This window comes from Microbulbifer sp. S227A, from assembly GCF_049800935.1.
Genome location: NZ_JBNAFZ010000009.1, coordinates 76261 through 101746, shown reverse-complemented (window position 1 = coordinate 101746; position 25486 = coordinate 76261). Strand labels below are relative to the sequence as shown.

Annotated in this window: 17 protein-coding genes; 9 read left to right on the top strand and 8 right to left on the bottom strand. The window is 50.4% G+C overall.

The annotated features are described in order from the left end of the window. Window position 1: 1 nt before the first annotated feature. The 4 genes from ACP15R_RS19725 to ACP15R_RS19710 all read right to left on the bottom strand — a co-directional run bounded on the left by ACP15R_RS19725 (window position 2) and on the right by ACP15R_RS19710 (window position 6181). Window positions 2-919, bottom strand: a complete 918-nt coding sequence (locus tag ACP15R_RS19725) for a hypothetical protein (RefSeq protein ID WP_224868390.1) — start codon at window positions 917-919, stop codon at window positions 2-4. Window positions 920-982: 63 nt separating this feature from the next. Continuing rightward, window positions 983-2536: an MBOAT family O-acyltransferase gene (locus ACP15R_RS19720; protein WP_224868392.1), complete on the bottom strand. Its 1554-nt coding sequence runs from the start codon at window positions 2534-2536 to the stop codon at window positions 983-985. A 118-nt stretch (window positions 2537-2654) separates the two neighbouring features. Further along, the gene (locus ACP15R_RS19715) at window positions 2655-5360 is read right to left on the bottom strand and encodes an AMP-binding protein (protein WP_224868394.1); all 2706 of its coding nucleotides are present in this window, start codon (window positions 5358-5360) and stop codon (window positions 2655-2657) included. A 152-nt stretch (window positions 5361-5512) separates the two neighbouring features. After that, window positions 5513-6181 (bottom strand): hypothetical protein, encoded by a 669-nt coding sequence (locus ACP15R_RS19710; RefSeq protein WP_224868396.1) that lies wholly within the window; start codon window positions 6179-6181, stop codon window positions 5513-5515. Window positions 6182-6752: 571 nt separating this feature from the next. Here ACP15R_RS19710 and ACP15R_RS19705 point away from each other — a divergent pair. From ACP15R_RS19705 to ACP15R_RS19670, 8 genes are all read left to right on the top strand, one after another. Further along, window positions 6753-8165, top strand: a complete 1413-nt coding sequence (locus tag ACP15R_RS19705) for an undecaprenyl-phosphate glucose phosphotransferase (RefSeq protein ID WP_224868398.1) — start codon at window positions 6753-6755, stop codon at window positions 8163-8165. Window positions 8166-8215: 50 nt separating this feature from the next. After that, a complete protein-coding gene (locus ACP15R_RS19700) occupies window positions 8216-9427 on the top strand; it encodes a hypothetical protein (protein WP_224868400.1) in 1212 nt (403 codons plus the stop codon). An 11-nt stretch (window positions 9428-9438) separates the two neighbouring features. After that, on the top strand, window positions 9439-10002 hold the full coding sequence (locus tag ACP15R_RS19695) for a polysaccharide biosynthesis/export family protein (RefSeq protein WP_224868403.1): 564 nt from the start codon (window positions 9439-9441) through the stop codon (window positions 10000-10002). An 8-nt stretch (window positions 10003-10010) separates the two neighbouring features. Further along, window positions 10011-12194, top strand: a complete 2184-nt coding sequence (locus ACP15R_RS19690; RefSeq protein ID WP_224868405.1) for a GumC family protein — start codon at window positions 10011-10013, stop codon at window positions 12192-12194. A 145-nt stretch (window positions 12195-12339) separates the two neighbouring features. Then, window positions 12340-13074 (top strand): tyrosine-protein phosphatase, encoded by a 735-nt coding sequence (locus ACP15R_RS19685; protein ID WP_224868407.1) that lies wholly within the window; start codon window positions 12340-12342, stop codon window positions 13072-13074. Window positions 13075-13415: 341 nt separating this feature from the next. Continuing rightward, a complete protein-coding gene (gene hppD, locus ACP15R_RS19680; RefSeq protein WP_222247865.1) occupies window positions 13416-14507 on the top strand; it encodes a 4-hydroxyphenylpyruvate dioxygenase in 1092 nt (363 codons plus the stop codon). 39 nt (window positions 14508-14546) lie between these two features. Further along, window positions 14547-15095, top strand: a complete 549-nt coding sequence (locus ACP15R_RS19675) for a VOC family protein (protein WP_222230671.1) — start codon at window positions 14547-14549, stop codon at window positions 15093-15095. Window positions 15096-15123: 28 nt separating this feature from the next. Beyond that, a complete protein-coding gene (locus ACP15R_RS19670; protein ID WP_224868409.1) occupies window positions 15124-16134 on the top strand; it encodes a fumarylacetoacetate hydrolase family protein in 1011 nt (336 codons plus the stop codon). Between the two features lie 45 nt (window positions 16135-16179). Here ACP15R_RS19670 and ACP15R_RS19665 read toward each other — a convergent pair whose 3' ends face one another. Then, a complete protein-coding gene (locus ACP15R_RS19665; protein WP_224868412.1) occupies window positions 16180-18297 on the bottom strand; it encodes a winged helix-turn-helix domain-containing protein in 2118 nt (705 codons plus the stop codon). A 141-nt stretch (window positions 18298-18438) separates the two neighbouring features. Here ACP15R_RS19665 and ACP15R_RS19660 point away from each other — a divergent pair, with 141 nt between their 5' ends. After that, the gene (locus ACP15R_RS19660; protein ID WP_224868414.1) at window positions 18439-20310 is read left to right on the top strand and encodes a beta-lactamase family protein; all 1872 of its coding nucleotides are present in this window, start codon (window positions 18439-18441) and stop codon (window positions 20308-20310) included. Window positions 20311-20401: 91 nt separating this feature from the next. Here the strand turns inward: ACP15R_RS19660 and ACP15R_RS19655 are convergent, their stop codons facing one another. The 3 genes from ACP15R_RS19655 to ACP15R_RS19645 all read right to left on the bottom strand — a co-directional run bounded on the left by ACP15R_RS19655 (window position 20402) and on the right by ACP15R_RS19645 (window position 25310). Then, window positions 20402-23098, bottom strand: coding sequence for a TonB-dependent receptor (locus ACP15R_RS19655; RefSeq protein ID WP_424987901.1), 2697 nt, complete (start codon window positions 23096-23098; stop codon window positions 20402-20404). A 255-nt stretch (window positions 23099-23353) separates the two neighbouring features. Continuing rightward, window positions 23354-24190, bottom strand: coding sequence for a LytR/AlgR family response regulator transcription factor (locus ACP15R_RS19650; protein ID WP_224868417.1), 837 nt, complete (start codon window positions 24188-24190; stop codon window positions 23354-23356). Next, window positions 24177-25310 (bottom strand): sensor histidine kinase, encoded by a 1134-nt coding sequence (locus tag ACP15R_RS19645; protein WP_224868419.1) that lies wholly within the window; start codon window positions 25308-25310, stop codon window positions 24177-24179. Before ACP15R_RS19645 ends, ACP15R_RS19650 begins: the two co-directional genes overlap by 14 nt. Window positions 25311-25486: the final 176 nt, after the last annotated feature.

Genomic DNA, 25486 nt, shown 5'->3' with positions numbered 1-25486 from the left:
ATTATGCATCGTACCTACCGCATAGCGAGCGAGGATCTTCTCCTAGGTGAGATATTGTCAATTCGGTACGTAATTTAATGCCCTTAGTATTTAGATGGTATTCAGTGTCGAAAAACAGGTCTATCGGTAGTAAATAGTTGCGCGGATGACCGGCGAAGGGCACGTCATTACTTGCATAAAAATCCAGAACCACATCAAAAAACTCATCGAACCGTGTTGAATGATATTCGGGATTGTCTAGCAGGTTAGGAGGTGCGCCAATAACACAAATACTATTTTTGCGTGCCCAAACGAAGTATTCAGAAAGGACGCGTTGCGAATGACTGGTAAGATGGCCGTCAGCAATATCTTTGGCTTTGAGAGTGGCTAACTGCCCACGGTTGGACATTTGCGGGCTGACGGAGTGCTGAAGCTGATTTCCAGATTCGTCGACATTTGCGACATTATATAGTTTCGCTGATTGGCCTTGATAACGGTCGTTACCTCCGCGCAGCCCTTCAACAATTCTCGATATGGGAAGGTTTGTATATCCTAGGAGCCGTTCCTGCACAGGTAGCGTGCGAAAATAATAAGGATCCCGCGCGATTAAAAAATCCATAAGTTGTGACGAAGGAATTTTTGAATCTTGATACAGCGCATACTCAAGTGGCAGATAAACGATGTCCCCGCTATTTAGGACGCGCTTGCTTCGGTCGAGAATGTAACGTAATCCAAGCCCAGCGTGTACACCAAAATTTGTTGTGGGTATCCCATAGGCATTCTCTAGCGCTGGTGTATAGATTCCGAAAAGGCTATTGGATCCAGAAAGGATGAGTAGCTTTTCTGTAGTATATTTCCTCGCGTGAAGCTCCTTGAGGTGGTATAGGTCAGCAGCCCACTTGGAACTGGATGTCGGTACGCCTTCCTGGATATGGATCATTACGATCTGTGCTGCAACACAAAGAAGGACGCCAGCAAAAAAGGTGAATAGATAGCGCATTTGTCAGAAATTAAAGTATAAAAATTCGCTGCTCTGTGTGAATGCCAGCGTCTTTAAGCTGAGGGTGATCGCCACACCCGCACATATCATCCAGGCATATGCCAAAGTACTACGTCGTTCAATTGCTGTGCGGGATTCATCACCGGGAAAACATCGGTTGCAAATCTGATTTGAATTTGGTGTGAGAAAGGCAATTGCCATTGCAATGGCAATAAGCAAGAAACCTTTTAAGTGCGGAAATGCTCCCAATGCATCACCGCGATTCGATTCTGAAAAATCATTGAGGAGTGCTGGTGCCATATGCGTGATTTTTTCTGGCAGAAGAATCCCATTAAATCCATAAAATCCTTGTAGGATTGAGAGGGCGCCCTGTAAGGTTTCTGCGCGAAAAAATGCCCACGCCGAGCATACCGCCAAGAATGTAATTACCATGCCGGGAAGGCTGCTAAACCTTATCCATATCCGAGATGAACTTCTTGTGGCTCTTTGCTCTGTATTATTGCTTGTATTGATCGAATCGGATGAAACCGCGACACCAGCCGTCGTAGGTAACTGGTGTCCCTGTGCGTAAACTTGACTGAAAATGGCCGTGCGGATACGAATCCATTGGTGGTTAATCACCAAGAATAGGCCATGCAGGCCTCCCCAAATAATAAAATTCCAGCCAGCGCCATGCCACAAACCACCGAGTAGCATCGTGGTAACCAGATTTGCGCTGCGCGATCCCTTGCGGTTCCCTCCTAATGGAATATACAAGTAGTCACGTAAGAAATTCGAAAGTGTTATATGCCAGCGGCGCCAAAACTCAATAATACTTGTCGCCTGATATGGGGAGTTAAAATTCTTTGGCAAATTTATGCCAAACATTTTGGCAATCCCCAGCGCCATATCAGCATAGCCACTAAAATCGAAATAGAGCTGAAACGTATACGCGAGTAGTCCGCCCCATGATTCCAGTAGTGTGATTTCCGAACCCTGGTCCGCTGAGACAAACACTGGTGTAGCGTAGGGAGCAAGTTGATCTGCAATTAACACTTTCTTGGCAAGGCCGATACTGAATAGCAGTAGACCAGCGCTCACCTGATTTAGTGGTATTCGGCGGGATTCAAGAAGTGTGAATTGGGATGCGACATCACTGTGTTTCACGATCGGCCCCGCAATTAACTGGGGAAAGAACGTGACAAAAAGCAGATAACGGTCGAATCGTTTTTCGGCACGTCCCGTGCGAAAGGTGTCAACCAGATAAGCGATTTGCTGGAAAGTAAAGAACGATATCGCGAGAGGAAGTATGATGTCAGGTAAGTCTAGGCTGGCCCCAGTGATACTTGAAGCTATAGAGGCGAAGAAGCCAAGATATTTATATAGTGCAATAATACATAGATTAGTGCTGATTCCTAGAACTAGAAAAATATATCTTAGGTGGTGTTTTGCAAGCAATTGCCCTAGAAAGAAATTGAATAGGATGGATCCAACAAGCAGCGGTAGATATTTGGGGTTCCACCAGGCGTAAAAAAATAGGGAGGAAATTGATAACCATAGCAAGGCAGCTCGGAACATAGCGACATTCCGAAGGATATAGTACCCCGCGATTACGAGGGGTAGGAATACCAGTATGAATTCGATGGAATTGAATAGCACGTGTGCCTAGCCTTACATAAGAGCGTCGATATTCTCGTTATATTATTTTTTCAATTATTCTGGCGACGTTCGGCGCGTTTGCCTCATTGAGCATGGAGTGGTGTTCGCCGGGCACTTCATGTATTACCAGTTTCTTCGCATATTTTCCCCACCCAAGATCTTTTTGTGGGCGTTCACCGTAAAGGAATTTGCGATCGCTCGCCTTGATGAGGGTGAGAGGCATTTCGATGCTATCTAACCGCGTTGAGAGAATGGCAGTTTTTCTAGTCTTGTGCCTTATACGGATGTTATCTGTCTCACTATCCGTATTAGATACACGATCATCCCCTGAAGCGCTCTTCCTGGTTAAGAGTCGTTGTCTGATCTTTCCGAGCAGATACGCAGGTCCCTCCGCCGCTGTACGTCGTAGGTGTTCGCCAAGTCTGAATGACAGTTTTTTATGCGCTGTGAATGTGTCGGGGACAATCGTATCCAATAGGCCGATGAGATCCACGGTTTCGCCGCTTTCGACGAGGGCTCGACTTACTTCGATTGCGATAATGCCGCCGAAAGATTTTCCAACCAGCAGGTAGGGTCCATTTGGTTGTACTTTCTTTACCAGAGATAGATATAGTCGGGATACACCTTCAATTGAATTGGTGCTTTCGACTGCATCGGAAGTGGATCCCTTGAGTATCAAATCCACCTCTTCCGGCAAAAACAGTGCATATATTGGCCGATTGGAATCTATTGACTTGGCTAAATGGAGGTATTCAACAACGCCGTTGATTAGCAATAGCGGCGATAAACTTGGATCCCCTTGTCTTAGAGGGATACAGCCCTCTGGGATTAGGGCGGTAGTGCTCTCTTTACGGTCAGTATTGGATTGTTGCTGTGAAATTCGATTTCCCAATGTTCTGACGGTGGCATTCTCTACGATATCGGAGATGGTCAACTGGCAACTGTACGCATCGGACAGCCTAGCAACGGCACGGACTGCAGCGATTGAATCACCACCGGTTTCGAAAAAATCCGTGTGTGCATGGATGTTGTCAACCTTTAGAAGATCGCGCCAGACTTTCGCAACTTGGTGTTCTACTTCACCAACAAGCGGTTCACGTTGTCTTGACTGCAAGATTGCACAACCTGCAGGATCGGGCAGGTTAATCCGGTCAATTTTACCGTTGTGATTAGTCGGTATCTGCTCAGTCGCCAGGTACATTGACGGGACCATATAGGCCGGCAGTTGTGCGGAAAGAAATGACTTTATTTCATTGACGTCTGGCGACTGACCCTGTTCCATGACTACATAAGCGACTAGGGTTTTCGAGTTTCCCTCACTTTGCAGTTGCTTCGCGGCAACAACACAGTTCCTTATGCCCTTTACCCGCTTTACAGCGGCTTCGACTTCCAATAACTCGATCCGGTTGCCATTGAGCTGGATCTGGAAGTCTTCACGTCCTAGCATCTCAAAAGTGCCATCTTCATGCGCTCGTACGATATCCCCTGAAGCAAAATATCGTATACCTTCATGGCGATAAAACTTCTCGAAGTTCAGGTCTTCCCTGTGCAGGTAGCCTTTAATGACCCCCGGACTTGCTACAAATAATTCTCCAGCCTCCCCTATGGGTACCGGGCGACGATTGCTATCCAGGACCTTCAGCTGGACATTTTGCTGGGGAAAGCCGATCTTCGTTTTGTGTGGCTTCGGCTGCTCAACCGGCCAGTATGTCACCATACAATTTGTTTCACTGGCGCCATAGTTCACGTACAGATTTACTTCAGGCAAGAGGTAGCGAATTCTTGCGAGGAGATCTGGTGGCACGTTGTCGCCGCCGCTGAGTATGCATTTCAAATTCGATAGCTGGGCAACCCTATCCGGGGCACGCTCTACGTGATCAATAATTCTTGCAAGTAGTGTTGGTACGAAGTGCCAAACCGCGACCGTGCTTGCCAACTTGAACAGACGGTTGATGTCGAGAATGTCATGGCGCCGTGCGACTACCGTGTGGCCACCGCAGGCCAGCATTGCCAGCAGCTCGAAGGTGCTAATACTGAACGAAGCACCTGCGACCGATAGTATGCTCATCTCGGGTTTTAGCCCGAAGCAGCGGATGGATGAGAACATTCCATGTGCTAAATTTTGATGCGTCGAAACCGCGCCTTTGGGACGGCCGGTTGTTCCTGAGGTGAAAAATATATGGGATTCGTTATCTAACGAAATTTCTGTAGGCGGGGAAAATTCAGGGCCTAGTGCATCATATTCTTCAAGTTGGGTGACATCTAGCAGGCGGTTGGAAAAGGTCGCCCCAAATGTAGAACCTGGTTCTGAGTAATGGTTAGGATCGAAAATAATTACGGAGGGGGCGATATCCTCGAAGATCATCTCAATTCTGGTCTTCGGGAACATTGGGTCGATCGGGACGTAGGTACAGCCGCTGAAATGAATGGCGAGCAAACCACATACCAAGGTATAACCCGGCTGCATAAGTACAGCGATACGGTCACCAGGGGTGACACCGCGTGCTTTTAGTACTTCACCGATTCGCGTCGCGGCCAGTATCAGTTCGCGATACGTATGTTCTTGGCCATCGAAGATAATTGCAGTTTTGTTTGGAGATAGCCGCGAGTTCTCGAGTATGCGCTGCGGCACGGTCATGCCGCCTTCACTAAAGGGTACTCGCTCGGATCTAGTTACAGAACTCTGGGTATCGAGGCTATTGCTCGCGTTTTGTACCGTCAGTTCGGCTTCACGCTTTTCCACACGGATTTCATCCCTGGCAGGCGCCAATCATCTCCATAATGGTCTAGTCACCGTGTGACATTAAGTAACACAGATACTTGCTGTATCCGGAAATCGATTAGCAGTAGTCCGTAGCTAGTACTTAGCTACACATTAAGGCAGCTGGCCAGCTACTAGGCTGGCTCAACGGTTTCCTCACTTGTGTGCGTGGTGCTAGCCGCAGACGCACGTTGGGGAGGGAGGTTCTTTCCAGGTGCCCAATTTTCCGGCATCAGAGAAAAGTCTATTAGAGTGGAGGTGTCCCCGGAATTGCGTGCGTCTTCTATGCGCTGATAGAAATTCTTGCCGGTATTCTGGGGGACACTGGTACTCATGCTGGCCCCTTGTTTTGGGCGCTCTACATATTCCGGGAAAGACATGAGTGCCGCGTTTTGCTTTGAATAGCCCTTTCCGAACAGTTGTTTCAGATCACCAAAACCGTCGTTACTGACTAGCTGTTGCCCACGCAGGTTTACACCCTTGGAAATGGCGTGCGTGACGAAATCTTCAAGATTGGTCGTGTCAAAAGCGATATGCTGGACACTGTGATCACCGTGGCACTCTGCGAATGCAGATACCTGGCTCTTTTTCTTGCGGTCGATTCCTTCGACCAAGACGACACCAAAGCTTTCGAAATCGATACACCAGAGCTTCATGCTGCTATCGGGGTCATCGGGACGAACGTCGTCAACCCGTTTGGTGAGCTTGCCGCCTTCGATCTCGATATGATACCAGGCCCATTTTTCGATCATGCCTGATGCGACTGCATAGGCGATATGGTCAACTCTGTTGACTCTAGACATTCCGTGTCCCCCCAAAATGAGAAAATAGCTTCCCTGTCGCAAACCCTGCGACTAGCGCCGCCTAATATGGCAGCGCGAAAAATAATGTCAACAAATAAAGTTCTGAGAACTGGTACACAAAATTACACGCTCTCAAATTTGTGTTTCGAAATTGTGCGTGATGCACGTTTTGGAAATCATTTTAGGGCAGTGCCAACATGCATGGCGCGTATTTCTTCTAAATATTTCACTTCAGTTTCATTTGCTGTGTTTTGTGCCAACTTGCGCCTTTTTACGCTTCACGTGGATTCTTGCGACAAGAATAGTTGAGTTCCATCACATTTTTTTATGATAATCGCGCCCCGCAGTATCCAGTGGCGCGAGGAGGCAAGACGAAAAACCATTCGTTATTCGCCTGCGAGATTTCGGCCCGGATTGTGCAGGGAAGGATTTGAGGTTGGTGAGATTGGAGATGTAACAAGCTCTCGATAGCTTTCAACCAACCGTACTGCTGCTTTCGGCATGGTTGCTGAAAATTAGCAGGTATAACAAGGAACGTGGAGATCGATTGATCTCACCTCAGGGGGTTCTCGTGGAACAAGGATGGGTCCGCAGTCGGCAGAGTGGAATCATAGCGCTCTATCGACTTTTCGATGTATTGCTGATTCAGGGCGTACTTTATGCGTGTCTGGCATACTTTAATGTCACGCCAGACAAAGACTGGTTGATCGCCGGGCTTCTGGCGTCGGTTAGCTTCGCGTTTATTGCTGAATCGGTCGAATTGTATCGATCCTGGCGTGGCGAAACGTATGTACGTATTCTGGGTACGGTGACGGTCGCGTGGGTAGCGGTCTGTATATTCCTCATCATCATCGCGTATTCTTTCAACGCATTCGCGGCTGATTTTCTGCGTCCGGCGGTTGCCGCGTGGTTGGTGTTTACCTTGTTCGGCCTTGCGTTCTGGCGTTTTTGCCTCCGTCAGTTGCTCTTCTTTATTCGCGTTCGCGGCAGAAATACCCGCAATGCTGTCATCATTGGCTGTACCGATTCAGGCTTCAAGCTCGCGAAAGACCTCTCGGTAAACCCTCAGCATGGTATCCGCGTGAGCGGGTTTTATCAGGTCACTGAAGCACAGGACCTAGCGTCGCGCCGTATTATGGACTCCGAGTTTAATGTACTGGGTAGCGTCGATGATGCAGTTGCAAAAGGCCGTGCTGGCGAATTGGATGTAGTATTTATTGCATTGCCGATGCGGGCAGAAGATCTCATCAGTGAGATTCTGGATAAATTCTCAGATACCACCGCGACCGTACATATTCTTCCAAATTTCTTTGTTGCGAAAATGCTCCATGCGCGCTGGCATCAGGTGGGCGGGAGCAGCCTGCTAAGTGTATTTGATACACCGATCCAAGGTTTTGACGGGTGGCTTAAGAGACTTGAGGATCTGGTACTTGCGACCGCGATCCTTGTCGCGATCTCACCATTAATGCTCTTGATTGCCCTCGCTGTTAAGTGCTCGTCACCCGGGCCAGTAATATTCAAACAGAGACGATATGGTCTTGATGGACGTACGATCTATGTTTGGAAGTTCCGTAGTATGACAACCATGGACGATGGTGAAAAAGTCATGCAGGCCAAAAGCGGGGATCAGAGAATTACGGCCGTTGGGCGAATCTTGCGGCGCACATCGCTCGACGAACTACCGCAGTTTTTCAACGTGTTGCGTGGCACCATGTCCATCGTTGGCCCCAGGCCGCATGCCGTCACGCACAATGAAGAGTATCGCAACCTTGTGAATGGTTACATGCTGCGGCACAAGGTAAAGCCGGGTATTACAGGCCTCGCCCAAATCAAAGGTTTCCGCGGAGAAACAGATACGCTGGACAAGATGAGCCGTCGCGTGGAATACGATCTCGAATACATTCGTCGTTGGTCAATCATTCTCGATTTACGGATCGTTTTTCTGACTATATATCGTGGTTTTTATCATAAGAACGCCTATTAAGTGACTTGCTTACTGCGACATTTCACTTCAAAAGAAGGGCTCGGAATATAATGCAATCTTTACGCTTTGCTCAATTCGAGAAAAATTTACCGCGACGGAAAGCCTCTTGCACGGCGGTATGTTTGCTTGGTGTTTGTGCACTTTTTTTGACGCATTATGCGCATGGCATCACTGTGACTCTGCCCGCGGGCATTGAGGTGACAAGTAGCCTACTTCTGGAGCGGGAATATGATGACAATGTATACCTCACGGTAGATAACCGGCGAGATGATTGGGTAACAAGAGTTACCCCCAAGGTCAGATGGTCTCGCGAGACCGATATCACCAGCCTCGAAGTGGATGTGGTGAGTACGCACGGTGTATATCAGAATGACACACGGCAAGAGTTTACAGACTACATCGCTGATCTAGGCTGGCAATGGCGCGCGGCATCTTTTCTGGGCGTAAATGTGTCTGCTGGTTATGTTGACGTAGCGCAGTCTTTGGGGCGTGCGCAGGATTCCGGTCTCGCGCCGATTTTGATTGAGGCAGAGAGAGTAAAGCGGCCCAGTGCAGATATCGCCTTACAACTCGGTCGGCAGAACGGATTGTTGCAGACGCAGGTTACACACGGTTTCCAGGATAACGAATTCGAAGATTCATCTCGCGACTTTACGGATACCTATAACTTGTTGGATAGCGACTATGCGTTAACAGAGCAATGGTCTGTTGGGGTGCAAGTCATTGATCGCAAGCTCGACTATGTCGAGGTCGATGACATCGTTTCGAGAGACAGTAAAGAGCGATCCATCATGGGTAGTATTACCTACGGACTGCCGAAAACCAGTATCCAAGTTCGCATGGGTGAGTTGCAGCGCTCTTTTGCTGCGGACGAGCGTCCGGACTTTAGCGGAGCGCGCTGGGACATTACGGCGTCGTGGCGCCCACGCACCTACAGCACCCTGTCAATAACTGTTGGTCGAAATGCCCAGGAGGCAGCTGGTGCTGCCGATTTCGTTGATGTAGATAGTCGTGTGTTCTCGTGGTCGCATCAGTGGTCGGGAAGTTTTAGCAGCGATATTTCCTTTAGTAAATCTGAAGGTGAATTTGTAGGAATAGAGCGTACGGATGTAGTTTCCCGATCACGATTTTCTCTACGTTATCAGCCTTTGGAGTGGCTTCAGGTACAGATGGGGCTGGTTGACCTGAAAAATGAGACAGTACAAGTTCCTGCGAGTCTGCAAAATACCCGGTACTTTATTGGTATTGAGGCTCCACTTTGAAGGGCGGATCTATGATGCATAGCACCACTTTTAAGTTTCTATTCGGATCGTTTCAAGCAACGATTGCTGTTTTCCTTGGCTTTATATTCCAGGCTTCTCTGGTGTCAGCTGCTACTCCAGAATATCGAATTGATGCAGGAGACAGTATTTCAATCCGTGTTTACGGTGAGAGCGATTTGAGTGTTGACGTGATGCTGGCAGAGTCCGGTGTTGTCAATTATCCGTTTTTAGGTGAGTTAAAAGTAAGCGGACTTACCCCTGCAGAACTCGAGAACGTGATTCTGAAAGGCCTGAAAGGGGACTACTTGATCAACCCGAGTGTAACTGTCTCGGTTACCCAGTATCGGCAGGTATTTATCTATGGCGAAGTTCAGGCGCCCGGTGGTTACAGCTACCAGCCCGGTCTAACCGTCGGTAAGGCGGCTGCGCTTGCCCAGGGTATGACGGAAAGAGGGTCTGAAAAAAGAATTTTTCTTACCCGCGAGGGCATGTCTGAAAATCAGAAAGTCCGGGCAGACATGTCGACAAAACTTCAGCCGGGTGATGTCATCACTATCGAACAGGGATTCTTTTAGATATCTTTATGGAGAAGTATACGAACAATTCGGAAGAAGGAGAGTCCTCTCAGGTTGGTAATATTGACCTGGTCGCTCTGTTTTTTGCTGTATATGAGCGAAAATGGTTCATCATAGCCTTTGCTATCCTGATGACCATTGTCGCTTACCTTTCGGTTCAGAATATTCGTGATCGCTATCAGGCAACGGCTACGCTGTTGCTTGGTGGCAATGAGGCCAATCTTGTGTCTATTCGAGATGTTTACGAGGCTGGCGTCCAGCGTCGAGAATTTCTTATGACGCAAGTGGAGATGTTGCGCTCCCGTGGGATCGCGGCGCGAGTGGTGGATGACTTAGACCTGGCCAATCACGAAATTTTTAGTCAAGTATCAAAGCCCTCTCTAAAATCTAACATTAAGTCTCTGCTCGGGATTGAAACCTCTGTCGAGAACGTTGATCCAGTGGAAAAAGCACGCATCCAGCGTGAACGAATCATCAACATTATTGCGAAAAATATTGAAGTTTCGCCGGTTCGCAATACCAAGTTAATCAAGCTTTCCTATGAGAGCTACTCACCATCGCTTGCGGCCGCAATTCCTAATGCCATGGCACGAGCCTATATTGCAGAACAACAGACGGTTCGCAGTGATGTTACCGAAAAAGCGACCAGTTGGTTGAGTGAGCGCCTTGAGAGTCTTCGTGACAAATTAGAGCTATCCGAGCATGCGCTGAATCAATTCCAGCAGCAAGAAGATCTCGTCGATCTGCAAGGGGTAAGAGGGCTGGCCTCGCAAGAGTTGAACGAGACGATGCAGCAATTGCTGGACGCCAAGCGCGAACTGAAAGGCGTCAGGCTGTTGTATAACCAAGTGCGGCCCAAGGATGTGCCGGAAGAATCGTTTTTGAGCCAGCCTGAGGTACTGAATCACCCCCTGATTCAGGCAGCCAGTCAGTCAGTGACAAATGCCCAGCTAGGGGTCACAGAGCTGGCGCGGCGTTACGGCCCGAAACACCCGACGATGCTTGCAGCACAAGATGAGCTGGCGAGTGCGCGTGCACAGTTAAGAAGTGAAATTCGCAAGCTGGTAGCAAGTATCGAAGTGGATTATGAGCAGGCCGCGCAAAAGGTATACGCATTGGAGGCCGAACTCTCAGGTGCCAAATCGAGCTTGCAAAATGTTGCGCAAAAAGAAATTCGTTACGACGAACTGAAGCGCGAAGTAGAGGTTAACCGGCAGCTCTACAACACCTTCCTAACACGGTTTAAAGAGACCCGTGAGGTCTCTGACTACGAGTCTGCAGCCGCTCGCGTGGCGGACCCCGCGGTAATTCCGCGTCGACCACTCGCATCGAAAAAGCAGCTTCTTATTCTGTTTGCGTTTTTTGCCAGTGCAGGCCTTGGTGCGGGCATCGTAATTTTATTGGACTTATTGAAAAGTGGTATTCGCGATCCGCAGGATGTGGGCCGGAAAATTGGTCTGCCACTTTTGGGTATGGTACCGGAGCTTTCCCTAAAGAAGGATGAGCAGCTCGATTTGTACACATACTTTGACCCCAGCCAGCCACAATTCTCCGAGGCTATTCGCTCTTTACGTACAGGTGTTGTGTTATCGCGAATGGATGATAAGGCTGATGTAATTTGCGTTACCTCATCTGCACCATCAGAAGGCAAAACGACGATATCGACCAATCTCTCCTTCTCTCTCGGTCAGTTGGAAAAGGTGCTGCTAATCGATGCTGATATGCGGCGGCCCTCCGTTGGTCGAAGGTTTTCTGTTGCGCCGAGTCGTCCGGGTCTCGCGGATATTTTGTCCGGTCGCTTTACCGTCGATGAATGCGTGGTGAAAGATGAAAGAAGCGGTATCGATATCATTCCCGCGGGAATTCGACCGGAAGATCCCCAGCGACTGCTTGGCTCCTCTCAGTTCCAAAAGCTGATTAAGGAACTCCGCGGAAAATATGACCGTATTATTATTGACACTCCACCGGTACAAGCTGTGAGTGATGTATTGGTCATCTCGAGACTAGTCTGTTCTGTGCTTTATGTCGTGCGGGCCGAAGAAACGAGAATCGGTGTTATCCGTGCCGGTATCTCACGTCTACTTAACTTAGGAGTGAAGCCAGAAGGGGTGGTGCTCAATAGCGTTGTTATGACGCGTCGCGGAGCCTATTCAGACCAATATTACGGGCATTATCCGGACTACGCACATTAGGTAGAGTCAGAATTTTGGCGGGCAGGAGCGCTATCCGGAAGCGCTCCTTGGTGATTCGTCCTGGGTTCTGGTCCTGGTATAGGTGAGCCTTTACCTGACTCTCGATTTTACGATCTATGCGCGTTAAATGCGGTAGTATTCTCGCATGATAGATCTCCATCACCATTTTCTGCCGGGCATAGATGACGGCCCTCGCACGTTCGAACACAGCATGCGTCTGGTTCGTGCTGCTGCAGCAAATGGCATCACTCATATGGTGGCAACGCCGCATATTCACCCGGGGCGTTACCCCAACACGGTGAACTCAATTGGTAATGCCTTTCGTAAGTTTCTCGACCAGCTCCCTGCTGATGAAGATCTTGGCGTGAAATTTGCCCTTGCCGCAGAGATACGAGTATCGGAGGACCTGATCAACCTTGCCTCTTCTGGTCAGCTACCTGCGCTCGGTCACTGGGAAGGTGATCCCATCATCTTGTTAGAAATGCCGCATAGTCATATTCCTGCGGGTATTACGAATTTGGTCGGCTGGCTGGCTCGTCAAAATATACGCGCTATGATCGCGCACCCGGAGCGGAACAAAGAGATTTTGCGGGATCTTGGCCGAATTAAGCCTCTCGTAGATGTGGGTTGTTTATTTCAGGTTACTGCAGGTGCTCTGGTGGGACAGTTTGGGATGCCAGTGCAGGTGCGTGCGAAGCAAATTCTCAAGCAAGGTTTGGTCACCGTATTGGCCACTGACGCGCACCATATAATTCGGCGCCCACCAAACCTGGCGGAAGGCCGCAAAGCTGCTGAAGAGATTGTTGGTGAATCACTCGCCTGGCAGCTGGTCAGAGACAATCCCGAAAAAATTGTTCGCGAGCGGACTTTCCTACCCTGAGTAAGTTTGGCAGTGCCTCTATTAGACTCCGTCTAGCCAAGTATTCAGCTATTTTTCGCCAAAAGTTTACGGAAAATGACAGCTGTATGCCCGGCACATAAGTGATCTATCTGCAGCCATTGTGTGGCCAATTGCACATTTAGACTGAAATCCCTCCACTAGTCACTTATTTCCCCCCCCAAATCGCCATTCTGGATCTATCAATAGATGGGCTGTCCCATCTACCTATTGACATTAGTTACACGCGTAACTAAATTCGTTGCACCTGAAACCAAGTGGACCCAGCGGCCACAAGCCGCATCCCTGGTCCTAATAACGAATCCTGTATAACGGAGGATCACATGGCCGATTTGTTTGAGAACCCCATGGGCCTGGACGGCTTTGAATTCGTCGAGTTCACAGCACCTGAGAAGGGCATTCTGGAAACCGTGTTCGAGGCCATGGGCTTCACCAAGGTAGCCCGCCACCGCACTAAAGAAGTGGAGCTGTGGCGCCAGGGTGATATCAACTTCATCACCAACTACGAGCCCGGTAGCCACGCCGACTACTATGCGCGTGAGCACGGCCCCTCCGCCTGTGGCCTCGCATTCCGCGTTAAAGACGCCACCTTTGCCTACAACGAAGCGATCAAGAAGGGCGCCCAGCCGGTCGATGTTGCAACCGGCCCTATGGAGCTGCGCCTGCCGGCGATCAAGGGCATTGGTGGTGCCACCCTGTACCTGATCGACCGTTATAAAGAAGGCGAGACCATCTACGACATCGACTTCCAATGGCTGGAAGGTGTCGACAAGCATCCCGAAGGTTGTGGTTTCCACACCCTCGACCACCTCACCCATAACGTGTACCGCGGCCGTATGGACTACTGGGCCAAGTACTACGAAGACCTGTTCAACTTCCGTGAAATCCGCTACTTCGACATTAAGGGCGAATACACCGGTCTGCTGTCCAAGGCGATGACCGCACCGGACGGCAAGATCCGTATCCCCCTGAACGAAGAAGCCGCCGGTGGCGGTGGCCAGATCGAAGAGTTCCTGATGAAGTACAACGGCGAAGGCATCCAGCACATCGCCTTTGCCTGTGACGACCTGATCGCCTGCTGGGATCGCCTGAAGGCGCGCGGCATGGAGTTCATGACTGCGCCGCCGAACACCTACTACGACATGCTGGAAGAGCGCCTGCCGGGCCATGGTGAGCCCACCGAAGAATTCAAGTCTCGCGGCATTCTGCTGGACGGCACCACCGAGGGCGGCCAGCCACGCCTGTTGCTGCAGATTTTCTCCGCCAACATGCTCGGCCCGGTGTTCTTTGAGTTTATCCAGCGCAAGGAAGACGAAGGTTTCGGTGAAGGTAACTTCAAGGCGCTGTTCGAATCCATCGAGCGCGACCAGCTCGAGCGTGGTGTGATCGGTAACGAAGACAAGCCGGCGGCCTAAGCGCCCCGGTTCCACTCTGGATAACTTGGATATATAGCTATGGCGATTCAACGAATCCACCATGTGGCCTATCGCTGTAAAGATGCCAAGGAGACCGTGGAGTTTTACCGCGATCTCCTCGGTATGGAATTCCAGCTCGCGATCGCCGAAGACAAGGTGCCTTCCACCGGGGCGCCTGACCCTTACATGCACGTGTTCCTCGATGCAGGGCAGGGCAATGTACTGGCGTTTTTCGAACTGCCGAATTCCCCGGATATGGGCCGCGATGAAAATACCCCGCAATGGGTACAGCACATTGCGATGGAAGTGGAGAGCATGGACGAACTACTGTCGATGAAGCAGAAGCTCGAAGATGCCGGTATCGATGTGCTCGGCCCCACCGACCACACGATTTTTAAATCCATCTATTTCTTTGATCCAAACGGCCACCGCATCGAGCTCGCTGCCAATACCGCCAAGCCCGGTATGCACAAGGAGTTGAAGCGCGTCGCCGAGGATATGCTGGAAGAGTGGTCGCGGACCAAAAAGGCACCGCGACATGCGGCCTGGATGCATGGTGAAGAAGAGTTCAAGGCTCTCGACCCCTAAATCAATCAACTATTAAGAGGACGGCACAGTGAAGTTAGCCAGCCTGAAAAGTGGCCGCGACGGCAAGCTCGTCGTAGTGAGCGATGACTTAACCCGCATGGCGGATGCCAGCGAAATCGCACCCACATTGCAAAGCGCCCTGGATGAGTGGGCAAGTGTTTCTACCCAGTTGGAAGCGCTGCAAAGCAAACTGAATAGCGGTGAGATCACGGGCGAGACCTTCGACCAGGCCATGTGCCATTCACCCCTGCCACGCGCCTACCACTGGGCCGATGGCAGTGCCTATGTGAACCACGTTGAGCTGGTGCGCAAGGCGCGCAATGCAGAAATGCCGGAAAGCTTCTGGACCGACCCACTGATGTACCAGGGCGGTTCCGACACCTTCCTCGCACCTCGTGCGCCGGTAGTAATGCCGCAGAGTGAAGGCTTCGGCATCGACTTCGAAGCGGAAATTGCCGTCATCACCGACGACGTGCCCATGGGTATTTCCCCCGAAGATGCACTGAAACACATCAAGCTGGTGATGCTGGTAAATGACGTGTCCCTGCGTGGCCTGATCCCGAACGAGCTCGGTAAGGGCTTTGGCTTCTACCAGTCCAAGCCATCCAGTGCCTTCTCCCCGGTGTGTGTAACCCCGGAGCAGCTCGGCGATGCCTGGCAGCAGGGCAAGCTGCACCTGCCGCTGGTATCCCACCTGAATGGCGACAAGTTCGGTGAACCCAATGCCGGTGTGGATATGACTTTCCACTTCGGTCAGTTGATCGCCCACGCCGCGAAAACCCGTCCACTGGGTGCCGGCACCATCATTGGCTCCGGTACCGTATCCAACAAGCTCGACGGTGGCCCGGGCAAGCCGGTGAAAGAGGGTGGTGTTGGTTACAGCTGTATTGCGGAAATTCGCATGATCGAAACCATTCAGGACGGCAAGCCCACCACGCCGTTTATGCAGTTCGGTGACAGCATCGCCATCGAAATGTTGGATGACAAAGGCCAGTCGGTTTTTGGTCGTATTGAGCAGGTGGTAGAGCAGCAGGCTTGAACGGGATAAATATCCTGGCTCGGGCTCCCCAAGGCCAATATGCAGTTATTGATTCTGCATGTTGGCCTTTGTTGTATCTGGCATAGCGATGACTCGCACCAAGTCGCTTTCGGCTAACAGAGACTTCACAACTACAATTTTCCGGGCATTCGAATCCAGGTCAAAATTCAGCCGAAAGCGATTTCGCGCAAGTGTGCGCTGTTCCCGCAGGCCAGATTCGAGATGAACTCGATGGATTTCTGAATCGGTCCCGGTGCGATCCGTGTAGTACAACCAATCGTTATGAGTACGCCATCGATTGGGGCTGACATCGGGTAGTTGCACGAGCTGTATAGGTCTATCGCCAGATCGGTGCAGCCAGGCGAGGCGGTCTGCATCGATGAATATTGCACTGTCTTTATCCACCTCTCGCATGGCAATGTAATTTTTGTGCAGCGGCTCCGGCTTGCCGCCCGGAGCCGCTTTGTACAGGGTGGGTGTTCCGGATGAAAGTTTGCTGAAATAAATACTGCTGCCGTCCCTGCTCCACGTCGGATGGCCGAGCGTGTCTACACCGTTACCAAAATAGTTTACTTGGCCATCGTCAACCGAAAGTAAAAATATCCTGCCGTCCAACAAGCCTGTCAGTTGACTGCCATCAGGGCTAACCTGAAGTGATTGAAGTGTCGCAGTGGGCGGGAGCTCGAGTATCGCGCGACTCTCACCTTGGCTCGATTGAAACTGCAGCGATTGCTCTCGTTCAGTGCGCGATAGGAAGTAGAGTCCAGCCCCGTACGGATGGATTACCGGGTAATCTTCAGCGTTAGGGAGGCTGAACTGGCTCGTTGCCATCAATGCAGTGTCGTGGAATGGTAATGGCTGTTGCTGCAGGTCGAGATAGTTGCCGTTATGCGTCCGCATGAAAAAGCAATTTTCCCCACAGTGGTGGAAGACGTGGTTGGTATTGCCGTTAACACTTGAGTAAGTGACAAACCGATCTGTATCCAACAAGTACTTCGCGAGTTCTCCCGTAAACCCTGATAGCACCACGGCCCGTCCATCCTCGGACCATGCCGCTCGCAGGTAGAGTTGGCTAAGATTTCGAGTGTGTAGCAGAGCGCCTGTTGCGACATCCAGAATTAGCAGTTCCTGTTTGTCTCGGTTGAGACTGCGCAATACCACTAGCTTATGACCATCTTTCGACTCACGTGCGAAAAAATCGAAAGTGCCGTTATTGCCCGGCTCGGTTACATGCTCAAGCGTATAGTCCTCGAGTGCCAGCCGCGTGATTCCAGGGGTTGACGATGCCGGGCTAGATTTGAAATACAAGGCATTTCCATTGTAACTCCACCCGGAAAGATACTGTTTTCTGCCCTCCGGCAACGAAATGGATTGTAGGTTTATCAGACCATGGTCAACATCATAGTCTGCGACAAAATGGTCGAGCTCATTGCCAGCGGTACTCCGGGTAAAAGCCAGCTGATTGCCATTTGGTGACCAATGAGCGTTTGCATAATTGGCCTTTTCCCATGTTAGTCGCTGCACCTGCTGCGTTTGCAGGTCTTTCACATATAACTGCAAAAAGTCGTCTTTGTTGGCTCGGTGGGCAAATACCAGTCTATTGGTGGCTGGATTGTAGTCCGGGTTCACCTCAGAGCCTGGCATCAGCGTGAGGCGAGAAACTTCCACCTTTTTTGTCGTTTCAGGCTGTATAAAGAGCAACAGAGTGCCGATTAGCGCAATCGTCGCGAGCCCAGCGACACACCATAGTGCTCTAGCCCTTGAGGTTGGTGGCTTTATGGGTCTTTTTTCCACCTTGGCGATCAATGCATATCCTTTCAGCGGAACCGTGCGGATATAGTTGGGGTTGCGTGCGTCATCCCCCAGGCAGTCCCGCAGCTTGCGAATCATTGCCCGAAGGGCATCATCGCCTACCACTCGGTCAGCCCAGATATGGGTGTTGATGGTTTTGCGGCTTACGGTATGACCGGCGTGATCGACCAGTAATTTCAGTAGACTGTTGACCTGTGGCTCAAGCCGCCGTGCATCTCCATCGTAAGTGATGGTGGCGTGAGTGGGCGTGTAGAGGTAGTCACCAATTCGGAAAGCGCTGGATGTTGGCTGCTGTCCACGCATCATATGTACCCAATCGATCAATTCTTCCCTGTGAACTTGTGTGAACATCGCTGAAGACACCTTGTACACACAAGTTCACAACTCTTCGTTTGCCGGCCAATACGGCACCCGGCAAGTTCCTCATATTTAATCACAGCCGTCGCCATGATGGCCTCACGATACACCGCAGGGTATGAACGAGGGGACCTTATGTATAAAAAAATACGTGCTTGCCTATTGGCCGCTTTTCTCATTTGGGGAGTACAAGTCCAATGTGTCGCCGATAGCGATGGAGCTGGTCGCTATGCCAAGCTGGCTCGCGATATTCAGCAGGTGCTGGATCAAACGCGTACACCAGGTGCGGCAGTTGCCTTGTTAGAGCCGGGCAAGGAGCCATGGGTATACACCAGAGGTTTTGCACACCTCGAATCCCGCCAGCCAATTACGGTAGATTCGGTATTCCGTACCGGGTCAGTAGCCAAGATCTTGGTGAGCCTATCGGTGATGAAGCTGGTTGAAGAGGGCCGAGTGTCGCTTGAAGACAGGGTGGCAAACCTGGTACCGGAAGTGGAATTTAACAATCCATGGGAGGACAGTAACCCATTGTTACTGGCCCACTTGCTTAATCACAGCAGTGGCTGGGATGCACCGCATTTCCCGGAATTGGTGGCCAGCTCCACGAGTCCTATTGGCATCATTGACCAGCTCGCATTGCATCCCCATTCGCGCACCAGCCGTTGGGTGCCGGGAACTCGGAGTGCCTACAACAACACTGGACCGTTAGTTGCAGCGTATATCGTCGAGAAACTAACGGGAAAACCGTTTGAAGAGTATGTAAGTGAGCACTTCTTTACCCCTTTGGGCATGGTGAACAGCGGTTACTTTTTTGACGATCATTATCGTCAGAACGCGGTTACTCAATATCGCAAGGGCGTGTCCATGCCGTATTGGCATCTGGGCAATCGCGCCGCAGGTGGCCTGAATAGTAGCCTGAGTGATTTAGTCGCGTTTATCCGTCTTCTTCAGCAACCTGACTTATCGATTGAAGGAATTATTTCGTCTACATCTGTAAGGACCATGGAAGCTGTACAGGCGAGTCAGGCTGGTGGATTGGGGTTGGAAGTTGGTTGGGGGCTGGGTTTAACCTCCTTTCATCACAAGGGTTTTGTCTGGTCTGGGCATGAGGGGAGTCTCCCCGGCGCTGGGGTGTTAATCGCTTACGAACCTGAGGGAGAGATAGGCCATGTTGTCTTGGTCAACCAGGATGGCCCGGCTGCTGCACGTATCCACAAGTTACTGCAGGCGTTTATTGTGGCTGAATATGGAAGCCAACGTGCAAAACAAACTGACAGTCGGCTGGCTAATTCCATAAAGAATACCAAAGTCACATCAGGTTACTATCGCAATATCAGCCCCATAGCAGACCGGGCGAGGGTAATACCGACAATAACGCCTTGGAAGATTCAACAAAATGAGAATGACTTAACGATCACACCACTACTAGGAGGGTCAGAAAAATCTGTTCGAATGAATGTGGGCGGTAAAGGCGTACAGCCTGAAACAGGGCGCGTTGTGCTGGTGCAGGGTGAGGATCCATTAGTGGGTAGTGTTATTCACTATGGACCAATCACGTTAGAACCCATTAGCACCTTGCATGCACTGGCTTCACCAGCATTGGTGATATCGTGGGTACTTGTGACTTTACTGGGAACGTTGTTTGCTGTTGGTGGTTGGGTATGGCGGATTTTCAGCGCGCGAACTGGGGATAATAGCCGATTCAAAGTTTGGCCTGTGGCAACCGTTATGATGGGGTTGGTTACCGTTCTTTGTGCGAATGCGGCTTTCAGTTCGCCGGAGCCATACACTCGTGCAGCCAGTATTTCTCTACCGGGCATTTTTGTATTCGTCGGATCGATTGTATTTTTTGCCATGGCTATTTGGGGGCTGCGTGAACTGTATATAGGGTTTGCCAAACAGAGAGGATTTGCTCGTTGGTATACGACAGTGTGGCTGGCATTAAACGCGTGTATAGCTGTCTGGTTATTGATATATGGGGGAGTTGGCTTGCGATTGTGGATCTGACATCTGTAAATCGATGAAACATCGCTTCATGCATAAAAAAGGCCCGCATTGCTGCGGGCCATGTCGAAGGGAGACAGTGATGAAAAAGAACTTACCAGCTATAACCGAAGCGTAGGCCGTAGTTGCGTTGGGCTTTTCCGGCTACGGGAGTAGTACCAGCATAACCTTGCCACCAGTTCACATCCTCGTCGGTGAGGTTGTATACCCATGCTTCCGCAAACCAGTTTTGACTGGCGGAAGTGTACTTAAGGCTGGCCGTTGCCATTGCCCAGGCATCTCGCTTGTCGGTATAAATATCTAGATCGATATTGTCAGCTATTACACCTTCTTCGAAGGTCCAGCGCTCGTTGTTATCGATAGAGGTATAAGACTCGTCTTCCCAATGAATATTTAGGAATGGCGTCAATGAAGAGCCGTCCGCAAATTCAAAGTCATGACTGATATTCAATGTGAGTGCTGCATTAGGCGAATATGCGAGCTCATTGCCTTTAAGATTACGGAAAATCTGAGGATAAGCCGTATCATCGTAGTTCAGTGAGTCATTAGGTCCGATGCCAAATACCTGGCGTACCTCCTGGCCCCATTGACCGATATAGTCACTAGTGATTTCAGTATCTAGGAAGGTTAGATAGCCGCCTATATGGCCGCCGGCCCAAGGCGCCCATTCCATTTCAAGTTCCAGGCCCTGAATCCGAGAGTTGGATGCATTGCGAGTCAGGAAAGTACCTTTGTCTTGAGCGATAGTAATAGGATTGCCGTCTTCATCGATACCCTCACTGAATACGGTGTCATAGAGCTCCCACTGAGTGAACTGTTGATCCTCGTAGTCGCTATAGAAGTAGTTCGCACGAAGATTCATATTGCCATCGAGAGCAGTTGTTTTGATACCGAGCTCATAGGTAACTACGGTCTCACCATCATAGCTGGTATCGAAACGGTCTCCGGTTGGGTTATCTGGGGTAATGGTGGATTCTTTATAAATCACATCGCCAATACCGCCACCCTTGTATCCATTGGCTACATAACCGTAAATCAGGGTCTCATCGCTATAGTCATAGTCGATACCCACGCGCCAGGTGGTTTTTGACCAGTCCTCGTATACATCATTCTGGGTTTCTACGACGAATCCTTCGCGCGGATAATCATAGTAATCAGCAGGTAGAGCGTTCAGCGTATCACGCGGTACCCGAGCATGGTTGTCCATCCAATCGTCTAACTGTCCCCATACAACATCCCAGCCGTACTGGCCGATGTGTCCCCAGGCATCGATAGGGCCTGAGCACTCGCCCCAACAGCCCCAGTTACGTCCGCCAACATCCTCTTTGCTATCCTCAGTATGGCGCAGCCCCAGAGTCAAGTGAGTCTTGTCGGTAACCGAATATGTGGCTTGTCCAAAAAGTGCTTCAGATTTAATGATACGCTCGGGCTGGATCCAAAGGCTCGCCCCACCCATGGCACCTTGGTAGTGCCCATTCATATAGTTATCTTCTTTAAAATTGAAATACCCGGCAATCCACTGCAGGGGGCCGTCACCAGTGGACTTCAATTGCAGTTCGTGGGACCAAGAAGAGTAGTCCGTATCGACCCACTTAATCATCTGATCCCAGTGGTAGTAACCTTGATCGATATCGAACTGGCCAGTTCGCTCCTGGTTTTGGTATCCCGCGTTATAAACGAACTGCAGCTCGTCATTAATATCGTAAGTAAAGTGAGACCGGATACTGTCCATGGTCATGTCAACTTTGCCCGGCACATTCACATAGGCAACGAAGTTGTCTTCGCTGCCCCAGATATTCGTACAGGAGCCGCCGTTAACGTCGGAAGGCCGATCTTCAATACGTTCACAGTCGCGCTGCCCAATACCGCCGGCACCCTTGTCACGGAAACGCTCAACTGTTACGAGCCAATCCGCTTTTTCAGTCGGAGTCCATTTGGCCGCAACCCGAGCAGCCCACTGGTCTGCGTTGTTGTAAAAATCCTCCGGATCAGCCTTAACTTCCTTGTAGTATTGGGTATTGAAGAACCAAGCATCCCAGCTGTTTGCGGCTGGGTTAACCGCCGAATCTGTGGGTTCTAGTTCGTCGATCGGGAGGTAGCGCTGATCCCACTGGTTGGGATCATAGTAACCGGTAAGATTGGAGTCTTTTTTCTCCGTCATGTACGCGGCTCGTAATGCAAAAGTCTCAGATACAGGGATGTTGATCATGCCCTTGAGTGCACGTTGATTGAAACGACCCATTTCAAATTGGGTGGATGCTTCAAATTCTTCAGTATTTGGCTTGGCTGAAATGATATTCATCGAGCCCACAGTGGAGTTGCGCCCAAACAGCGTACCCTGGGGGCCTCGGAGCACTTCGGCCCTTTCAATGTCGAACATCAGCGCCATTGCACCTTGCGGACGTGGCGTGTACACACCATCAAAGTGGACACCCACTGCCGGGTCACCCCACTCTGTGGTATTGGTCGAACGAATACCCCGCATTGTGATAATCGGTGCCGAGGACTCATTGTCCACCATGATGCTCATGTTCGGCACCAGGTTGTTCAAGTCCTTGATGTTTTTTACACCAAGGGTGTCCAGGGTCTCCTCCGAAAATGCGGAGATTGCGATGGGGGTGTCCATCAGGTTGGTTTCGCGCTTGGTGGCGGTCACGATGACCTGTTCCAGCGCCGAATCATCATTTTCGTTTTGTGTGTCAGCGGTCTCGTTGGACTGGGCCAGTGCCACAGAACCAAAGGCGAGGTTTGACAGAGCGATTGCTGCTGCAAGTTTTTTGTAGCGCATCATCGTCGGTGTTCTCTCTCGTATCGTTATGATTTTAATGGCCATAACTCCTGGCCGATTTGCCGGCGGTCGCTAGTGCACCAATACTGGTGCCATGTCTGCCCCACTTAACCGCCAGTGTTTAGTTTGTTGACCTTGCGCGCTGGTCTCAATCGGAAATCGGTATCGGGAGAGAAGCCCTAGACGTCGCGCAGACACTGCGGGACTGCACGACAAGGTGAGATCTACCTGCGATAACCTGCAGGGTCCTAACTGGGATTAGGCGTGTGTCGCCTGACGGCTGCGCAGTGCGTGGACCTGATCCTTAAAATTGCGGCTTGCCTTAAGTTGAATATCGCCATCCAGCACCAGAATACATTCTGTATTACGCAGTGGAATAATCTTGGACACGCGTTCAGCATTAACTATGGTGGATTTGTGAATGCGAAAGAACAGTTTCGGGTTCAGCAGTTGCTGAAGTTTCTTGAGGGTAATACGCAGTATGTGTGTCTCGCCGGCAGCATGGATACACATGTAGTCACCTGCGGCATCAATCCAGTCGATTGAGCCTGTCGGCACCATTACAGTTTCATTGTCTGAATTTTTAATTTCCAGTTTATCCGGGTACCCGCTGGGAAGCGGTACATCACTATCAAGCCATTCTTCGAGTTCGGGCATCGAGATCCCGGATACATCGTGCAAAGCCGCCATGAGTTTTTCCTGACAGCCATCATTTGCTAACGGTACATGGCGCTGTTGCGCGCGATCTATAGCTTGTTTCAGGCGCCCAAGGCTTGCCGGCTTTACCAGATAGTCATCTGCATTTAGTTCAAATGCATCAACTGCATATTTATCGTAAGCCGTGACGAAAATAATAATCGGGTCAGAACATGTGCGCAGTTCTTCAACGACTTCCAAACCGTTAATGCCCGGCATTTCCATATCGAGAAAGATAAGGTCTGGCTTAAGCATATTGTTAAGCTCAATAGCCTCTTCGCCACTGCTGCATTCACCGATTATCTCCACTTGATCGATTTGCGACAGGCGTAATCGCAGCCCCTCCAGTGCCAGTGGTTCATCGTCTACGAGAAGCGTATTTAACTTACTTTGTGCCATTCGCCGTGCTCCCGGATTGAAACGGAATACGAATTTCCACAGTCAGCCCGTTTGCATGGCTTTTCAGGGAAAATTTGTGGTTGCTTCCATAAAGTGTTGTCAGGCGATTGCGGGTATTACTTAGCCCGATGCCGGACGGGCGCTCATTGCCGCCCTTAGAGTCTTCTAATCCAGGCCCGTCGTCACCAACTTCGATGACCAGTTCACCACCCTGTTTGGTCGTTTTGATGATCAACTCACCGCCATGCTTGCGCGGGGCGATGGCATACTTGATGGCATTTTCAGCGAGTGGCTGTAACAGGAGGTTGGGCACCAGTGCAAACTGCGTCACAGGATCTATCGATCTTTTAATAAGAAGTCGTTTTTCAAAGCGAACTTTTTCAATGTTGAGATATAGATCTAACGCTTCAAGCTCATTTTTGAGAGTGACCTGGGTGGATGGATCATTGTCCAGCGAGCTGCGCAAAAACTGGCAGAGTTGATCAACCATCTCACCGGCAGTGTCATTTTCCCGCTTGAGAATAAGCGTGGAAATGGCGTTCATTGTGTTGAACATAAAGTGCGGATTTAGCTGATAACGCAACATTTTCAGCTGCGCTTCACGTGCTGAGCTCTCCGCCTGCAGCGCCTTGTGGTGCTCCGCCTGTAAAGCGCCATAGAACTTGAATACGAAATACAGGCCTGTCCAGGCGGCCATAGTTGTTAGGGAAAATAGATACCAGGCGCCGAAATCGTGCCAGCTCCAGTTGAGCCACGGAAAGTTATAAAGAAAGTCGAAAGTACAGAGCTTGAAGAAGTTCCACACTGCGGCGAACAGCGCGGAAAGGATGACGGCTCCGATGGCCGCCATCGATAGGGGCAGCCGTATTGCCAGTCGAAGCACCTGTCTGAGTGCCAGAGACGTCAGCAATCCGGTCATTGTCTCCAGAAAAATATGTGTGTGCGCAATCAATAGATTGTCGGGCGTCAGCCTTGGGATCACCACGGCCACGTAAACCAACAAAAAATAGCCTGACCAACCAGCGCCCTGAAGACCCCAGAATAGTCGATTGTGGCTCCGCAGCAACGACAACGCTGGCGGATAGTGGAGAGAAGGATTCGCTATATACATGGCAATCATTATTTTTTCTTGAGGGTAGTGTTGAGTGGCGGACGCTGTCAATGGCAAAGCGAGACAACGCTGGAATAACCCCCGCCATCGATCAGAGCGGGTATGTGGACGCTACTTGGCAACCCGCTGTGTAGGTTGTCGTAACGATGTTCCGGCTTGTCGCATCCGCATGGAGCTAGGGTGGG

What these genes read in the sequence shown, in the direction of transcription:
- ACP15R_RS19725 (WP_224868390.1), bottom strand. Translation starts at nt 919, where the DNA reads ATGATCCATATCCAGGAAGGCGTACCGACATCCAGTTCCAAGTGGGCT.
- ACP15R_RS19720 (WP_224868392.1), bottom strand. Translation starts at nt 2,536, where the DNA reads ATGTTCCGAGCTGCCTTGCTATGGTTATCAATTTCCTCCCTATTTTTT.
- ACP15R_RS19710 (WP_224868396.1), bottom strand. Translation starts at nt 6,181, where the DNA reads ATGTCTAGAGTCAACAGAGTTGACCATATCGCCTATGCAGTCGCATCA.
- ACP15R_RS19700 (WP_224868400.1), top strand. Translation starts at nt 8,216, where the DNA reads ATGCAATCTTTACGCTTTGCTCAATTCGAGAAAAATTTACCGCGACGG.
- ACP15R_RS19695 (WP_224868403.1), top strand. Translation starts at nt 9,439, where the DNA reads ATGATGCATAGCACCACTTTTAAGTTTCTATTCGGATCGTTTCAAGCA.
- ACP15R_RS19690 (WP_224868405.1), top strand. Translation starts at nt 10,011, where the DNA reads ATGGAGAAGTATACGAACAATTCGGAAGAAGGAGAGTCCTCTCAGGTT.
- ACP15R_RS19685 (WP_224868407.1), top strand. Translation starts at nt 12,340, where the DNA reads ATGATAGATCTCCATCACCATTTTCTGCCGGGCATAGATGACGGCCCT.
- hppD (WP_222247865.1), top strand. Translation starts at nt 13,416, where the DNA reads ATGGCCGATTTGTTTGAGAACCCCATGGGCCTGGACGGCTTTGAATTC.
- ACP15R_RS19675 (WP_222230671.1), top strand. Translation starts at nt 14,547, where the DNA reads ATGGCGATTCAACGAATCCACCATGTGGCCTATCGCTGTAAAGATGCC.
- ACP15R_RS19665 (WP_224868412.1), bottom strand. Translation starts at nt 18,297, where the DNA reads ATGTTCACACAAGTTCACAGGGAAGAATTGATCGATTGGGTACATATG.
- ACP15R_RS19660 (WP_224868414.1), top strand. Translation starts at nt 18,439, where the DNA reads ATGTATAAAAAAATACGTGCTTGCCTATTGGCCGCTTTTCTCATTTGG.
- ACP15R_RS19655 (WP_424987901.1), bottom strand. Translation starts at nt 23,098, where the DNA reads ATGATGCGCTACAAAAAACTTGCAGCAGCAATCGCTCTGTCAAACCTC.
- ACP15R_RS19650 (WP_224868417.1), bottom strand. Translation starts at nt 24,190, where the DNA reads ATGGCACAAAGTAAGTTAAATACGCTTCTCGTAGACGATGAACCACTG.
- ACP15R_RS19645 (WP_224868419.1), bottom strand. Translation starts at nt 25,310, where the DNA reads ATGATTGCCATGTATATAGCGAATCCTTCTCTCCACTATCCGCCAGCG.